This window comes from Agromyces subbeticus DSM 16689 (assembly GCF_000421565.1).
Taxonomy (GTDB): Bacteria; Actinomycetota; Actinomycetes; order Actinomycetales; family Microbacteriaceae; genus Agromyces; species Agromyces subbeticus.
Window position 1 is genome coordinate 58,259 of sequence record NZ_ATXG01000001.1, and the last position, 14,534, is coordinate 72,792.

12 protein-coding genes are annotated in these 14,534 nt (G+C 69.4%); 3 read left to right on the forward strand and 9 right to left on the reverse strand.

The annotated features are described in order from the left end of the window. Positions 1–54 precede the first annotated feature (54 nt). The 3 genes from H521_RS20540 to H521_RS0100305 are packed head-to-tail and all read left to right on the forward strand — an operon-like array spanning position 55 to position 3,221. On the forward strand, positions 55–822 hold the full coding sequence (locus tag H521_RS20540; RefSeq protein WP_022891034.1) for a FadR/GntR family transcriptional regulator: 768 nt from the start codon (positions 55–57) through the stop codon (positions 820–822). After that, entirely contained in the window at positions 819–2,360 is a 1,542-nt protein-coding gene (locus H521_RS0100300; RefSeq protein ID WP_022891035.1) for a gamma-glutamyltransferase family protein, read from the forward strand. Before H521_RS20540 ends, H521_RS0100300 begins: the two co-directional genes overlap by 4 nt. A gap of 48 nt (positions 2,361–2,408) precedes the next feature. Beyond that, positions 2,409–3,221, forward strand: a complete 813-nt coding sequence (locus tag H521_RS0100305; protein WP_022891036.1) for a sulfite exporter TauE/SafE family protein — start codon at positions 2,409–2,411, stop codon at positions 3,219–3,221. Positions 3,222–3,246: 25 nt separating this feature from the next. On the opposite strand, the gene H521_RS0100310 is transcribed toward H521_RS0100305, so the two are convergent. The 9 genes from H521_RS0100310 to H521_RS0100350 all read right to left on the reverse strand — a co-directional run bounded on the left by H521_RS0100310 (position 3,247) and on the right by H521_RS0100350 (position 14,234). Continuing rightward, positions 3,247–4,686 (reverse strand): rhamnulokinase, encoded by a 1,440-nt coding sequence (locus H521_RS0100310; protein ID WP_022891037.1) that lies wholly within the window; start codon positions 4,684–4,686, stop codon positions 3,247–3,249. Then, positions 4,683–6,719 (reverse strand): bifunctional rhamnulose-1-phosphate aldolase/short-chain dehydrogenase, encoded by a 2,037-nt coding sequence (locus tag H521_RS0100315; RefSeq protein ID WP_022891038.1) that lies wholly within the window; start codon positions 6,717–6,719, stop codon positions 4,683–4,685. The genes H521_RS0100310 and H521_RS0100315 overlap by 4 nt, the downstream gene beginning before the upstream one ends. After that, positions 6,716–7,630, reverse strand: a complete 915-nt coding sequence (locus tag H521_RS20545) for an alpha/beta hydrolase (RefSeq protein WP_022891039.1) — start codon at positions 7,628–7,630, stop codon at positions 6,716–6,718. The genes H521_RS0100315 and H521_RS20545 overlap by 4 nt, the downstream gene beginning before the upstream one ends. A 113-nt stretch (positions 7,631–7,743) precedes the next feature. Beyond that, on the reverse strand, positions 7,744–8,910 hold the full coding sequence (rhaI, locus tag H521_RS0100325) for an L-rhamnose isomerase (protein WP_022891040.1): 1,167 nt from the start codon (positions 8,908–8,910) through the stop codon (positions 7,744–7,746). Further along, positions 8,907–9,320, reverse strand: coding sequence for an L-rhamnose mutarotase (locus tag H521_RS0100330; RefSeq protein ID WP_022891041.1), 414 nt, complete (start codon positions 9,318–9,320; stop codon positions 8,907–8,909). The genes rhaI and H521_RS0100330 overlap by 4 nt, the downstream gene beginning before the upstream one ends. 195 nt (positions 9,321–9,515) lie before the next feature. Further along, positions 9,516–10,556 (reverse strand): rhamnose ABC transporter substrate-binding protein, encoded by a 1,041-nt coding sequence (rhaS, locus tag H521_RS0100335; RefSeq protein ID WP_022891042.1) that lies wholly within the window; start codon positions 10,554–10,556, stop codon positions 9,516–9,518. A 65-nt stretch (positions 10,557–10,621) separates the two neighbouring features. Next, positions 10,622–11,686: an ABC transporter permease gene (locus H521_RS0100340; RefSeq protein WP_022891043.1), complete on the reverse strand. Its 1,065-nt coding sequence runs from the start codon at positions 11,684–11,686 to the stop codon at positions 10,622–10,624. Continuing rightward, positions 11,686–12,711, reverse strand: coding sequence for an ABC transporter permease (locus H521_RS0100345; protein ID WP_022891044.1), 1,026 nt, complete (start codon positions 12,709–12,711; stop codon positions 11,686–11,688). The genes H521_RS0100340 and H521_RS0100345 overlap by 1 nt, the downstream gene beginning before the upstream one ends. Next, positions 12,708–14,234, reverse strand: a complete 1,527-nt coding sequence (locus H521_RS0100350; protein ID WP_022891045.1) for a sugar ABC transporter ATP-binding protein — start codon at positions 14,232–14,234, stop codon at positions 12,708–12,710. Before H521_RS0100350 ends, H521_RS0100345 begins: the two co-directional genes overlap by 4 nt. Positions 14,235–14,534 lie beyond the last annotated feature (300 nt).

Below are 14,534 nucleotides of genomic sequence, written 5' to 3' on the forward strand. Positions count from 1 at the left end.
TTCTTCTCGCATCGAGAGACACTCCCGCTCAGGCATCCAACGAAGGGGCGCGACATGGAATGGGCATCGCTTCGGAGATCGGAATCGCTCTCCCTGCCCGATCGACTCTCCGTCGACCTCGAACGACTCATCATCGACGGGCAGCTGAAACCCGGCGATCGGCTCCCTCCGGAGCGCGAGCTCGGTGAGCTCCTCGGCGTCTCTCGCGTGTCGATCCGGCAAGCGCTGCACGAGCTCGAGAGCCGGGGCCTCATCGACCGGAGACCGGGTCGAGGCACGATCGTCGTTTCCGCGGCGTCTCGCGGCGGCCACGCCGGAGACGCGCTCTCGGCGCTCATCGATGCGACGGCGGCGGGCAACACCGAGCTCGCCCGCATCATGGAGCTGCGGGCGGTGATCGAGCCGCCGATCGCGGCACTCGCCGCGACCCGGGTCACCTCCAGAGACATCGCGCAGCTCCGCGCGCTCGTCGAGGAGATGGAGGTCGAGACCGACCTCGAGCACTACGCCGTGCTCGATCGCGCGTTCCACCAGGCCATCTCGCAATACACGCACAACCCCCTGCTCGCCCAGCTCACCGAGCTCATCGCCTCCGAGATCGCCCCGAGCCGGCGACGCGCCCTGCAGACCCCCGAACGACGGATCGCGTCGAGTGCGGCGCACCGTCGCATCTTCGAAGCCATCGCCGCGCACGATGGACCCACCGCGGAGTCGGAGGCGCGGGCCCACGTCGAGTCCGTGCTGCTGTCGGCACTGCGGGCTTCCTCGACGGATCCGGAAACCGCCGCCTCGTCGTCGGTCACCGAGTCGACGCCCGCATGACGCCCGAGAACACCGCCCGCGGCGCGGTGGCCACCTCTCACTACCTCGCCACCGAAGCCGGCGCCGATGCGCTGCGCAGCGGTGGCAACGCGATCGATGCGGCGATCGCCGCCGCGGCGATGCTGTGCGTCGTGTACCCGAACAACGTCGCCCTCGGAGGAGATCTCGTCGCCCTCGTGCGCAGCCCCGACGGCGTCGTGCGCTTCGTGAACGCGACGGGCCGGGCGCCATCGGCAATGAGCCTCGCCGAGCTTCGCGAGCGTCACGGTGACGCGCTACCCGCACGTGGTATCGACACGGTCACCGTGCCGGGTGGTGTTCGCGGCTGGCAGGCGCTCGCCGAACTGGGTGGCCGGCTCAGCTGGGAGCAGCGGCTCGACGGAGCGCGAGCCGCCGCGCGCGATGGTGTTCCGGTCGCACGATCCGTCGCACGTGCCGTGCGCATCGACCGGCGTGACCTGGCAGCCGATGCCGGCTGCCGCGGCCTCTTCCTTCCCGGCGGCTCGCCGATCGGCGAGGGTGACACGTTGCGCGAGCCTGCGCTCGCGCGCACGATCGCGCAGCTCGCCGTGCACGGCCCGGACGAGTTCTACACGGGTCGCATCGCGTCGCGATGGATCGCCGGGCTTCGTGCGCTCGGCAGCCGCATCAGCGAGGCGGATGTCGCCGCATACCGTGCGGTCGTCGAACGACCCGTCTCGATCGAGGCGCTCGGCGTCGAGGTGTTCACGAGCCCGCCGAACACGCAGGGCTTCTCGCTGCTCCGCACACTGCGCTTCCTTGCGCACCAGGGCGTCACCGACCCGCTCGGCGTCGACGCCGGACGCCTTGCGGCCGTCTTCGGTGAGAACAACCGCGTGCGCGCCCGTTGGCTGGCCGACCCCGACACCGCGCCGATCGGCGTCGACGAGCTCGTCGGCATGGATGCACCCGAGTTCATCGGTGCCGATTCGCGACCGGCATCCGGCGACACGGTCGGCCTCACCGCTGTGAGCGCCGATGGCTGGGCCGTCTCACTCGTGCAATCGGTGTACTGGGCGTTCGGAGCCTGCGTGCTCGAGCCCGAGACCGGCATCCTCTTCCAGAACCGCGGAACCTCGTTCTCGCTCGATGCCGCGCATCCCGCGGCGTTCTCGCCGGGCCGCCGGCCGCCACACACGCTCATGCCCGTGCTCGTGCAACGCGACGGCGAGCTGGCATTCGCCGCGGCGACCATGGGCGGGCAGGCGCAGCCGCAGATCCACGCGCACCTGCTGCTCAACTCGCTCGCCGGGGCATCCGCGATCGAGGCGACGAGCGCACCTCGCTGGGTGGTGGGCGTGCAGGACGACGGCGACACCGCGAGCACGGTCACGGTCGAAGCGGATGTGCCGAGGCGGGCGCAGGAGGCGCTTCGGGAGAGCGGGCTGCGTGTGAAGACCGTGCAGCCTCGTGACGAGGGGCTCGGCCACTCCAATCTGATCCGCGTTCTGCCCTCGGGTTACGACGCCGCCAGCGATCCGCGCTCCGATGGGTCCGCCGTCGTCGTCGCCGACTGACCGCATCCGCATCGAACACCTCCTGAACCGACGAACCGAGACCTGAAGATGACGCGCCACCTCGAATCCAACGCAACCCCCGCCGATGCCACGCGGTACCCGGCTGTCGCCCTGATCGCACTCGGTCTCGCTGCGGGATACCTCTCCGGCCTGTTCGGTGTCGGAGGCGGCATCGTCGTCGTGCCGGCGCTCATGCTGCTCGGCTTCTCCCAGCGCCTCGCTGCCGGCACCTCGGTCGCCGCGATCCTGCCGACCGCCGTGGTCGGAGCGATCAGCTACGCACTGTCGGGCAATGTCGACTGGATCGCCGGCGCCCTGCTCGCGGTCGGAGTTGTGGGGGGCGCGCAGATCGGCACCTACCTGCTCGCGAGGATCCCGAAGGGGCCGCTCTTCTGGTCGTTCATCGGGTTCCTCGTCATCACGGTCGTGAGCCTCTGGATCGTGGTGCCGCAACGAGACGACGTGATCGCGCTCAACCCGTGGACCGCCATCGCCCTCTGCGTCGTGGGCGTCATCACGGGCGTGCTCTCTGGCCTGCTCGGTGTCGGTGGCGGCATCGTCGTCGTGCCGGTGCTGATGTTCTTCTTCGGCGCCAGCGACCTCGTCGCGAAGGGCACATCGTTGCTCATGATGGTGCCGGGATCCGTCTCGGCCACCATCGGAAACGCACGCCGTCGGAACATCGACGTGCGGGCAGCCGCGTTCGTCGGCATCACCGCGTGCGTGGCATCTCCGCTCGGGTTGCTGACCGCGACGGCCATCACCCCGTTCTGGTCGAATGTCGCATTCTCGGTGCTCATCACGGGCGTCGCCATTCAGCTGCTTGCGAAGCACCTGAAGAGCCGGCGCGCGGCGGCCTGAGTGTGCCGATCGTCGCGCCTCCGGGTCAGCGCGCGCCGGGCTGGAAGCGCCGCGGTGTGAACGCCGCCGCGACGAGCGCCCGCAGCGACTCGAGGTCACCGCTCGCGAAGCCCTGAGCGCGAGCCTGCACGAGCACGTTGCCGATCGCGGTCGCCTCGACGGGGCCCGCGAGCACGGGGATTCCGGAGCGGTCGGCCGTGCGCTGGCAGAGCAGCTCGTTGAGCGCGCCGCCGCCGACGACGTGGATCGTCTCGACGTCGACCCCCGAGAGGATCGACGCCGTGCGCACGGCACCGGCGAAGGCCTCTGCCAGGCTCTCGATGATCGACCGGGCGAACTCGGCTCGCGTCGCCGGCGCGGTGACGCCGTGCTCGGCGCACCACTCCGCGATGCGACCAGGCAGGTCGCCCGGGGCCATGAAGCGCGGGTCGTTCGCGTCGAACACGGTGACGGGCGAGGTGACGGATGCCGCGGCAGCGAGCAGACTCGACAGGTCGATCGGATCGCCGTCGCGCTCCCACCACCGCACCGACTCCGACAGCAGCCAGAGCCCCATGACGTTGTGCAGCAGGCGCACGCGCCCGTCGACGCCGCCCTCGTTCGTGAAGTTCGCCTCGCGCGCGGCATCCGTCAGCACCGGTCGCTCGAGCTCGACGCCGACGAGTCCCCAGGTGCCGCACGAGATGTAAGCGGCGGACTCGGCGCGCATCGGCACCGCCACGACCGCCGAGGCGGTGTCGTGCGATCCCACGGCCACGACCTCGACGTGCTTCGGTGCGCCGAGCTCTGCGGCGGCACCGGCCCGCAGACCGCCGAGCGAGTCGCCGGGTGAGACGAGCGGTGCGAAGACGGATGCCGGGTAGCCGAGTCGCTCGATGAGCTCGTCGTCCCACTCCCGCGACTCGACCCCGACGAGTCCCGTCGTCGACGCGTTGGTGTACTCGGCGACGCTCGCCCCGGTGAGCTGGAAGCCGATCAGGTCGGGCACGAGCAGCAGGGAATCGGCGAGATCGAGGTAGCCGGCCGGGGCGTTCAGCTCGGCGGCCAGCTGGTAGACGGTGTTGAACGGCAGGAACTGCAGTCCGTTGCGCCGGTACAGCTCGCCGAACGGCACAACCTCATGCACGGACTCGACCGCTGCGGCGTTGCGCTCGTCGCGGTAGTGGAACGGCTCACCGAGCACCCGCCCGCCGCGCAGCAGCGCGTAGTCGACCGCCCACGAGTCGACGCCGATCGAGGCGACCGCGGCGTCGCGGCGGAAGGTCTCGGCGAGCCCGCGTGAGAGCGCGCCGTACAGGCCGGTGAGATCCCAGTGCAGGCCCGACGCGAGGCGCACCGGCTCGTTCGCGAACCGCGCGACCTGATCGAGCTCGAGGGTGCCGGCACGCTGGTCGACCCGGCCGAGGATGACCCGTCCGCTCGTCGCCCCGAGGTCGACCGCCGCGACCGAGCCGGCCCCGCTCATCGCAGGAAGGCCGCAGCGACGCCCGCGTCGACGGGGATGTGCAGGCCCGTCGTGTGCGAGAGCTCGGGGCCGGTGAGCACGATCACGGCGTTCGCGACGTGCTCGGGAAGCACCTCGCGCTTCAGGATCGTGCGCTGGGCGTAGAACTTGCCGAGGTCGTCCTCTTCGATGCCGTAGGTCTTGGCGCGGTTCGCACCCCAGCCCGACGCGAAGATGCCCGAGCCGCGCACGACGCCGTCGGGGTTGATGCCGTTGACCTTGATGCCGTACTCGCCGAGCTCGACGGCGAGCAGGCGCACCTGGTGCGCCTGGTCGGCCTTGGTCGCCGAGTAGGCGATGTTGTTCGGGCCGGCGAACACCGAGTTCTTCGAGGAGATGTAGATGATGTCGCCGCCGAGGTTCTGGTCGATGAGCACGCGGGCCGTGGCCTTCGACACGAGGAACGAGCCCTTGGCCATGACGTCGTGCTGCAGGTCCCAGTCGGCCTCGGTGGTCTCGAGCAGCGGCTTCGACAGGGAGAGCCCGGCGTTGTTGACGACGAGGTCGAGCCCGCCGAAGGCGAGCAGGGCGTCGTCGATCGCGCGCTGCACCGCCGCGGCATCCGTCACGTTCGCCTGAACGCCGATCGCGACATCCTCGCTGCCGAGTTCGGCTGCCGCCGCCTGTGCCTTGTCGAGGTCGAGGTCGGCGATGACGACGCACGCGCCCTCGGCCGCGAGGCGGGTGGCGATGGCCTTTCCGATGCCGGATGCCGCGCCCGTGACGAGCGCGATGCGGCCCGCGTGCGGCTTGGGCTTCGGCATGCGCTGGAGCTTGGCCTCCTCGAGCGCCCAGTACTCGATCGCGAACTTCTCGGCATCGCTGATGGGGGAGTAGGTCGAGAGTGCCTCGGCGCCGCGCATCACGTTGATCGCGTTGATGTAGAACTCGCCGGCGACCCTGGCTGTCTGCTTGTTCGCGCCGTAGCTGAACATGCCGACGCCCGGAATGAGCACGATGAGCGGGTCCGCGCCGCGGATCGCGGGGCTCGAGGCATCCGCGTGCGCGTCGTAGTACGCCTGGTAGTCGGCGCGGTAGGCCTCGTGCAGTTCCTTCAGGCGGGCGACGGATGCCTCGACGTCGGCGTCGGCCGGCAGGTCGAGCACCATCGGCTTGACCTTGGTGCGCAGGAAGTGGTCGGGGCAGCTCGTGCCGAGCGCGGCGAGGCGCGGGTGCTCGGCGCGTGCGAGGAAGTCGAGCACCTCGGGGGCATCCGTGAAGTGGCCGACCATGGGCTTGTCGTGCGACGCGAGCCCGCGGATCGTCGCCGCGAGCGCGGCCGCCTTGGCGCGCCGTTCGGATGCCTCGAGCGGCGCGTAGCCCTCGAGCTCCGCGCCGAACGGGTCGGCCGCGCCGTGCTCGGCGATGTACGCCGCGGCCGTGTCGATGATCCAGAGCGAGTTGCGCTCGGTCTCCTCCGACGTGTCGCCCCACGCCGTGATGCCGTGCCCACCGAGGATGCAGCCGATCGCCTGCGGGTGCTCCGCCTTGATCGCGGCGATGTCGAGGCCGAGCTGGAAGCCCGGGCGGCGCCACGGCACCCACACCACCTTGTCGCCGAAGATCTTGCCGGTCAGCTCTTCGCCGTCGGCCGCGGTCGCGATCGCGATGCCCGAGTCGGGGTGCAGGTGGTCGACGTGCGCCGCGTCGACCAGGCCGTGCATGGCGGTGTCGATCGACGGCGCAGCGCCGCCCTTGCCGTGCAGCGTGTAGTCGAACGCGGCGACCATCTCGTCTTCACGCTCGACGCCGGGATAGACGCCGACGAGCGCGCGCAGGCGGTCGAGGCGCAGCACCGCGAGGCCCTGCTCGGTGAGGGTGCCGAGGTCGCCGCCCGAGCCCTTGACCCACATGAGCTCGATGGGTTCGCCCGTGACCGGGTCGGTCTCGGTGCCCTTGGCCGACGTGTTGCCGCCCGCGTAGTTCGTGTTCTTCGGGTCGGCGCCGAGGCGGTTCGACCGCGCGATGAGGTCGGCTGCTGCCTGGTTCGTCATGATGGGAGTCCTTCGGTGGTGCGGAGGGTGGTCGGGGTGGTGGTCGGTGCCGCGTCGGGAATGAAGCCGCGCGCGATCCAGCGCATGATGCGCTCGATCGAGTCGGATGCCGCGCGCTCACCGGGCCGGTTCAGATGACCGTGCAGTGCGCCCGGCTCGGTGAAGAGCTCGAGCGGCACGCGGGCCTCGGCGAGCGTGTCGGCGAAGACCTCGCCGGAGACGCGAAGGTGGTCGATCTCGCTGTTGATCATGAGCACGGGCGGGAACTCGGCGAGGTCGGATGCCGCGGCGCGGCCGGGGGCGACATCGAGCGGGGCGTCGACGACCGGGGCTCCGAAGTAGTTCTCGTACATGTCGTGCACGTACGACGGGCTGCGGTCGGCCTCGGGGTTCGCGTCGAGCAGCGCGCGCAGCGAGGCATCCGGCGCCGGCTGTGCGTCGAGGAGGGTCGGGTAGGCGAGGAACACCCCCGCGGGCAGCGGCCGGATTCGCTCGGTGGTGGTGGTGGTGGCATCGGCGAGCAGACGCAGCACGGCGCCCGTCACGAGGTTGCCGCCGGCGCTCGCGCCGCCGATCGCGAGGCGCGCGGGGTCGATGCCGAGCTCGTCGGCGTGGTCGAGCGTCCACCGCCACGCGGTCAGCACGTCGTCGGACGGCACGGGGTAGCGGAAACCGTGTCCGGCGTGACGGTAGTCGACCGAGACCACCGTGATGCCGCGCTCGGCGAGGCTGCGCGCAACCCAGTCGGCCTCGGGCATGCCGAGGTCGCCCCCGGCGAAACCGCCGCCGTGCGCCCAGACGAGCGCGGAGCGCGGTGCAGCCTCGGCGGCGTCAGGCGCGGCATCCGTGCCCGCCGGGTACACCCGCACGAGGCCGTCGGCCGCTGCGTACGGCATGCTCACCTGCGACATCCGCTCACCTTCCCTGCTCGTTCATCGATCGGTCTCACGTCGAGTGGGCGATCCCGGCGCGGGTTCGGCTTCGTGTTCGCCATGTTCGCCCACTCGACCTCCGTGCGGAGATGTCAGGCGCCCCAGCCGGCCTGCACGCCGCCGACGCGATCGGCGGCGATCTTCGCAAGGTAGCCGGATGCCGCGAACGCCGCCATCGGGTCGGCGGGGAGGCCGCGCGACTCGCGCCATTCGGCGAGGGCCGGGCGCACATCGGTGTAGAACGCATCCATGAAGATGCGGTTGGCCTCGAGCACGTCTCCGCTGCGCTGGGCCGCGGCGAGGGCCGAACCGTCGACGAGCAGTGCGCGTGCCGTCATCTCCTGCACGTTCAGCACCGAGCGGATCTGGCCCGGCACCTTGTCTTCGACGTTGTGGCACTGGTCGAGCATGAACGCGACGTCGGGGTTGTTCAGGCCGCCGCCGCGGATCACCTCGAAGATGATGCGGAAGAGCTGGAACGGGTCGGCCGCGCCCACGATCAGGTCGTCGTCGGCGTAGAAGCGCGAGTTGAAGTCGAACGAGCCGAGCTTGCCGAGGCGCAGCAGCTGCATGACGATGAACTCGATGTTCGTGCCGGGCGCGTGGTGGCCGGTGTCGAGGCAGACCATCGCCTTGTCGCCGAGCGCGGCGACCTGCACGTAGCTCGTGCCCCAGTCGGGAACGTCGGTGTGGTAGAACGCCGGCTCGAAGAACTTGTACTCGAGCACGAGCCGCTGCTCGTCGCCGAGCCGCGCGTAGATCTGCTGCAGCGACTCGTGCAGGCGGTCCTGACGGCCGCGAAGATCGGCCTGGCCCGGGTAGTTCGAGCCCTCGGCGAGCCAGATCTTCAGGTCGCGCGAGCCGGTCGCGTGCATGATGTCGATGCACTCGAGGTGATGATCGATCGCCTTGCGGCGCACCGCGGCGTCTTCATGGGTGAGCGCGCCGAACTTGTAGTCGTCGTCTTGGAACGTGTTCGAGTTGACGGTGCCGAGGGTCACTCCGTGGTCTTCGGCGTGGGCGCGCAGCACGCCGTAGTCGTCGACCTTGTCCCACGGGATGTGGAGCGCCACGGTCGGCGCGAGCGCCGTGAACTTGTGCACCTGCGCGGCATCCGCGATCTTCTCGAACGGGTCGCGGGGCGTGCCCGGCGTCGCGAACACCTTGAAGCGGGTGCCCGAGTTGCCGAACGCCCAGCTCGGCAGTTCGATGGCCTGCTGCTCGAGTTGGCCGAGTGCTTCAGTGGAGAGGATGCTCACGATGGCTCTTTCTGGTTTCTGGTGCGTGTTCTGTCGTGCGTCGCGGAGTGCTCGGAGCCGAGCGCGGCGAGTTGGTCTTCGAGGTGGAACACCTCGGAAAGTCGTGGGGCGGACTGGTCGGGGCGACCGCCGAGTGAGACGAAGAACCGGGCCATGTCGGCCTCCCACGCTGCAGTGCGGGGGTCGACCTCGAGCGCGGCCTGCGACGCGGCATCGTCGTCGGTCTCGTAGTAGCCGATGAGCAGGCCGTCGGCGCGGAGGAAGAGCGAGTAGTTGCGCCGACCGGATGCCTCGATGGCACGCAGCATGTCGGGCCAGACGGCCTCGTGGCGGGCGCGGTACTCGTCGAGCCGAGCAGGGTCGACCTGCAGCTGGAAGCAGATTCGCCGAGTGGCGTTCATCTCGCTCATGGTCTGCTCCGGTCTCCAGCGATCCGCGGCTCTTCCCGCTGAATGAATCGTTTCAATACTAGATCTTGGCGTGAGATTCCGCAACTGCTGGAAGCAGGGGAACCGGCACTTCACCCGTTGCGGCGGTGGGGCTCGGGGCTCGGGGAAGGTATGGGGCTCTGCACGACGAACCGCCGCGCAGAGCCCCGCGAGCGACTAGAAGTCGAAGTCGCCGATGTTCTCCGCGTCGAACACGTAGGGGTCGCCGAGGAGCACGACGCCGTCGGCCCCGACCGTGTACTCGCCGAGCTTGCCGGCTTCGAAGGTGTCACCCTCGGCGCCGGTGATGTCGCCCTCGATGAGCGCCTTCGAGGCGAATGCGGCCAGGTAGCCGAGGTCGGCCGGGTTCCACAGGGCGAACGCCGTGACGGTGCCGTCCTCGACGTATTCGCGCATCTGGTTCGGGGTGCCGAGGCCGGTCAGTGCAACCGCGCCCTTGTACTCCGAGGTCTGCAGGTAGCGCGCAGCAGCGGCGATGCCGACCGTGGTCGGCGAGACGATGCCCTTGAGGTTCGGGTGCGTCTGCAGCAGCGCCGCGGTCTTGTCGAACGAGGTCTGGTCGTCGTCGTCGCCGTAGACGACCTCGACGAGCTCGATGTCGGGGTGGCTCGCGGCGAGCTCTTCCTTCATGAGCTCGATCCAGGCGTTCTGGTTCGTGGCGTTGGCCGAAGCCGAGAGCACGGCGATCTCGCCGGCTCCGCCGATCTGCTCGGCGATGAGGTCGACCTGCACCTTGGCGATGCCCTCGGAGTCAGCCTGGTTCACGAACAGGTCGCGGCAGTCGGCGTTGGTGTCCGAGTCGAACGTGACGACCTTGACCCCGGCGTCGCGCGCCTCGTTCAGTGCGTCGCAGATGGCCTTCGGGTCGTTCGCCGAAACGGCGATCGCACCGACGCCCTGCTGCGTGAGGGTGTTGATGTAGCTGACCTGGCCGTCGGGTGTCGCCTCGGCGGGGCCGACCTCGGCGAACGTGCCGCCGAACTCCTCGATCGCCTCCTCGCCACCGGCGTTCGAGGTGTCGAAGTACGGGTTGCCGAGGTTCTTGGGCAGGAAGGTGATCGACAGGTTGCCGCCGTCGCCCTCGCCTTCGCCGCCGCCGGAGCCCGAGTCGCCGGCAGCACAGCCGGTCGCCACGAGCGCCACGCTCACCGCGAGTGCAGCGAGTGCCGCGACGCGGGTCTTCTTGTGAAACAACATCGTTGTTCGTCCCTTCATATGGATGGCGTCGATGAGCTGTTCGCATCGACGGTGGTGCGGTCTGGTTATCCGGCTGCGCCGGATTCGGCGCTCGGCTTCACTGCCGGGGTCTGACGCTGCGTGCGCAGCCAGGCCAGGAGGCTCGAGGACACCACCGAGATGACGAGCAGGGCCCCGGTGATGATGTTGATGACGTCGGAGGTGACGTTGGCGAGGCGCAATGCGCTCGCGAGCACGCCGATGAGCAGCACGCCGGCGATGACACCGTGGAGCGCCCCGCGGCCGCCGAACACGCTCACCCCGCCGAGCACGACGGCGGCGATGACCTGCAGCTCCATGCCCGTCGCGTTGTCGCCGCGGGCGCTGCCGAAGCGCAGCGTGTAGTAGATGCCGGCGAGCGCGGACACCAGGCCGGCGAGCACGAACAGGATGAACTTCGTGCGTCCCACGTCGACGCCCGAGAACGCCGCAGTCTCCTTCGAGAGGCCGATCGCGTAGATGCCGCGGCCGAAGGGCGTGAAGTGCAGGAGCACTGCGAAGATCGCGAGCAGCACGAGGAACGGGATGATCGCGAGCGGGATGCTGGTGGCTCCGAGCTTCGCCTTGGCGAGGTCGGTCCAGAACTCCGGGAAGTCGGTGACCGCGGTGGTGCCGAGGAGACCCACGGCGAGGCCGCGGAACAGCGCGAGCGTGCCGATCGTGACGGCGAGCGACGGCAGGCCGACGACCGTGACGAGGAAGCCGTTGATCGCACCGCCGATGCCGCCGACGAGGAGCGCGACGACCGCGGCGATCTCGAAGGGGACACCGCCGTTGATGAGCACGCCGGTCACGACGCTCGAGAGCCCGACGACGCTCGCGACCGACAGGTCGATCTCGCCCGTGATCATGATGAGCGTCATGGGCAGCGCGATGAGGAGGATGGGCGTGACGTCGAGGATGAGGTACGTCAGCGTGATCGGCTGGCCGAAGCCGCGGATCGTCATCGTCGCGATGATCACGACGACGACGAGCAGGGCGATGATGGCCATCTCGCGCGTGAGCAGCACGCGCTTCCAGAGCGGCTGGTCGTAGTCGCGGTACCGCCGCACCGATGCCGGAGCGGGCGTGGTCTCGGTGATGCTCGACATCAGCTGTCGTCCCTTGCTTCGATGAGCTTGCGTTTCTGCCGCACCGCGAGCACGCGGTCGAGCACGATGGCGCCGATGATGAGCACACCCACCACGGCGCGCTGCCAGAAGTCGGGGATGCCGAGGATCGGCAGTGCCCGGTTGATCGTGAGCAGGAGCACCGCTCCGATGGCCGCACCCCAGACCGAGCCGACGCCGCCGACGATCGCGACGCCGCCGATGACGGCAGCGCCGACGGCGTCGAGCTCCCAGCCCGAGCCCGCCTGCGAGTTGATCGTGCCGTAGCGGGCGGCGTAGAGCACGCCGCCGAGGCCGGCGAGCGCCCCGGAGAGCACGAACGCGGTGAGCAGGCGGCGCGTGACCCTCAGGCCGTAGAGCTCGGCAGCCGCGGGGTCGGAACCGATCGCGTAGAACTCGCGTCCGCCGCGGGTGTTCTTCATGTACCAGCCCGCGATGACGAGCACGACGAGCGCGATGATCGTGAGGATCGGGATCGTGAGGAACTGCTCGGTGCCGAGCGCGAGGAAGCTCTTCGGCAGGTCGGAGGCGTTGACCCGGTCGCTGCCGGTCCAGAGCACGTTGATGCCGCGGTAGGCGTAGAGCGTGCCGAGCGTGATGACCATGGCCGGCACCTTCGCGAACGCCACGAGTGCGCCGTTGATGAGGCCGAGCGCTCCGCCGAAGGCCACTGCGATGACGAAGACCACGATGATCGGGATGCCGGGGAAGTCGATGAACAGTCGTCCGGTGAGGTACGCCGTCAGCCCGAGCACCGAGCCGACCGAGAGGTCGACGTTGCGGGTGATGAGCACGATCGCCTGGCCGACCGCCACGAGCACGAGGATCGACGGGGTCAGCAGCAGGTCGCGCCATCCGTCCGCGCTGAACAGGAAGTTCGGGTTCGCAGCGGTCGCCGCGATCACGACGATGACCAGCGCGAGCAGGATGCCGAGTTCGCGGGCCTTGCCGATCGCGCCGAGGCGCTTCGTGACGTTGGAGGTGGGGGTGGTGGTCGCGGTGCTCACGAGTGCTGCTCCTCGGCGTGGGTCGCGGCGAACATGACGTTCTCGGATGTCGCGTCGGATCGGTCGATCTCGGCGGTGATGCGTCCCTCGCGCATCACGAGCACGCGGTCGGCCATGCCGAGCACCTCTGGCAGTTCGGACGAGATCATGAGGATGCCCATGCCCTGCCCCGCGAGCTCGGAGAGGAGCCGGTGCACTTCGGCTTTCGTGCCGACGTCGATGCCGCGGGTGGGCTCGTCGATGATGAGCACCGTCGGCTCGGTCGCGAGCCACTTGCCGAGCACCACCTTCTGCTGGTTGCCGCCCGAGAGCGTGCCGGCCACCGTGCTGAGTGCGTTCGTCTTGACCTCGAGGCGGCTCGCCCAGACACGTGCGGCGCGGTTCTCGAAGCCCGAAGTGATGATGCCGAACTTCGCGAGCTGCTCGCGGATCGCCAGCGTCGTGTTGCGAGCGACGCTCGAGTCGAGCACGAGGCCCTGCTTCCGGCGATCCTCGGGCACGAGTGCGAGGCCGAGGCGCATCGCCGCGGTCGGGCTCTTCGCGGGAACCGGCTTGCCGTTCAGGTGCACCGTGCCGCTCTGGTAGTGGTCGACCCCGAAGATCGCGCGGGCGACCTCGCTGCGCCCGGCACCGACGAGGCCGGCGAGGCCGACGATCTCGCCGGATCGCACGGTGAGGGAGATGTCGTGGAAGACGCCGGCGCTCGTGAGCCCCTCGACCTCGAGCAGCGGGCCGCCGATCGTGGTCTCCTGTTTCGGGAAGAGCTCGGTCACGTCGCGGCCGACCATCTGCCGCACGATCTCGTCGACGCTCGTATCGACGATGCGGCTCGTGGAGATGTAGGCGCCGTCGCGCATGACGGTGACGGTGTCGCAGAGGTCGAAGACCTCGTCGAAGCGGTGCGAGATGAAGATGATGGCCCGGCCCTCGTCGCGCAGGCTCCGGGCGATCTGGAAGAGCCGGTCGACCTCGACGCCCGAGAGCGCGGCGGTCGGCTCGTCCATGATGAGCACCTTCGCATCGAGCGAGATGGCCTTGGCGATCTCGATGACCTGCTGATCGGCGATGGAGAGGCCGTCGGCCGGTCGATCCGGGTCGATCCGAACGCCGAGTCGCTGGAAGAGGCCGTCGACCTCCGTGCGCATGGCATTGCGGTCGATCCGGCCGAACCGCCCGGTCGGCTGACGCCCCATGAAGACGTTCTCGGTCACGGAGAGGTCGGGGAAGAGAGTCGGCTCCTGGTAGATGACGGCGATGCCCGCGGCCTTGGAGTCGGCGGTGGACGTGAAGTCGACATCTGCGCTCTCGAGCCGGAACTCGCCGGCGTCGCGGCGGTAGAGGCCGGCGATGATCTTCACGAGGGTCGACTTGCCCGCGCCGTTCTCGCCGACGAGGGCGTGGATCGAGCCGGCGTGCACCTCGATGGTGCCCGAGCGAAGGGCCACGACGGCGCCGAACGACTTGCGGATGTCGCGAAGCTCGAGCGCCGGAGCGCGGTCGGGAGCACCGGGGGGAATCGTCATTGATCTGGACCTCAATTGCGGCGAACCGCCGCATCGGGGAAGCGAATCGTTTGAATCGTTTCACGTGAACGTTAGAAAATGTACGTCCAAGGCGCGGTGGTGTCAAGTCGCGCCGGTTCCCGGCGAAGCCTCGGCAACGTCGCGTCGTCGACCCCGTGGACCGGCTCGCTGTCGACTGCAGATGAGCCGCCCGTGAGCCCGCCTCTCGCCGATGTGATAGATTTCTCGAACCGACACTTTTTGAATCGTTTCAAAACTTGTCGGGGTTCACCGGCGAACGGCGGGTGACACTTCACTGCC

What these genes read in the sequence shown, in the direction of transcription:
- H521_RS0100340 (WP_022891043.1), bottom strand. Translation starts at nt 11,686, where the DNA reads ATGTCGAGCATCACCGAGACCACGCCCGCTCCGGCATCGGTGCGGCGG.
- rhaS (WP_022891042.1), bottom strand. Translation starts at nt 10,556, where the DNA reads ATGTTGTTTCACAAGAAGACCCGCGTCGCGGCACTCGCTGCACTCGCG.
- H521_RS20540 (WP_022891034.1), top strand. Translation starts at nt 55, where the DNA reads ATGGAATGGGCATCGCTTCGGAGATCGGAATCGCTCTCCCTGCCCGAT.
- H521_RS20545 (WP_022891039.1), bottom strand. Translation starts at nt 7,630, where the DNA reads ATGTCGCAGGTGAGCATGCCGTACGCAGCGGCCGACGGCCTCGTGCGG.
- H521_RS0100305 (WP_022891036.1), top strand. Translation starts at nt 2,409, where the DNA reads ATGACGCGCCACCTCGAATCCAACGCAACCCCCGCCGATGCCACGCGG.
- H521_RS0100350 (WP_022891045.1), bottom strand. Translation starts at nt 14,234, where the DNA reads ATGACGATTCCCCCCGGTGCTCCCGACCGCGCTCCGGCGCTCGAGCTT.
- H521_RS0100310 (WP_022891037.1), bottom strand. Translation starts at nt 4,686, where the DNA reads ATGAGCGGGGCCGGCTCGGTCGCGGCGGTCGACCTCGGGGCGACGAGC.
- H521_RS0100315 (WP_022891038.1), bottom strand. Translation starts at nt 6,719, where the DNA reads ATGACGAACCAGGCAGCAGCCGACCTCATCGCGCGGTCGAACCGCCTC.
- H521_RS0100300 (WP_022891035.1), top strand. Translation starts at nt 819, where the DNA reads ATGACGCCCGAGAACACCGCCCGCGGCGCGGTGGCCACCTCTCACTAC.
- H521_RS0100330 (WP_022891041.1), bottom strand. Translation starts at nt 9,320, where the DNA reads ATGAGCGAGATGAACGCCACTCGGCGAATCTGCTTCCAGCTGCAGGTC.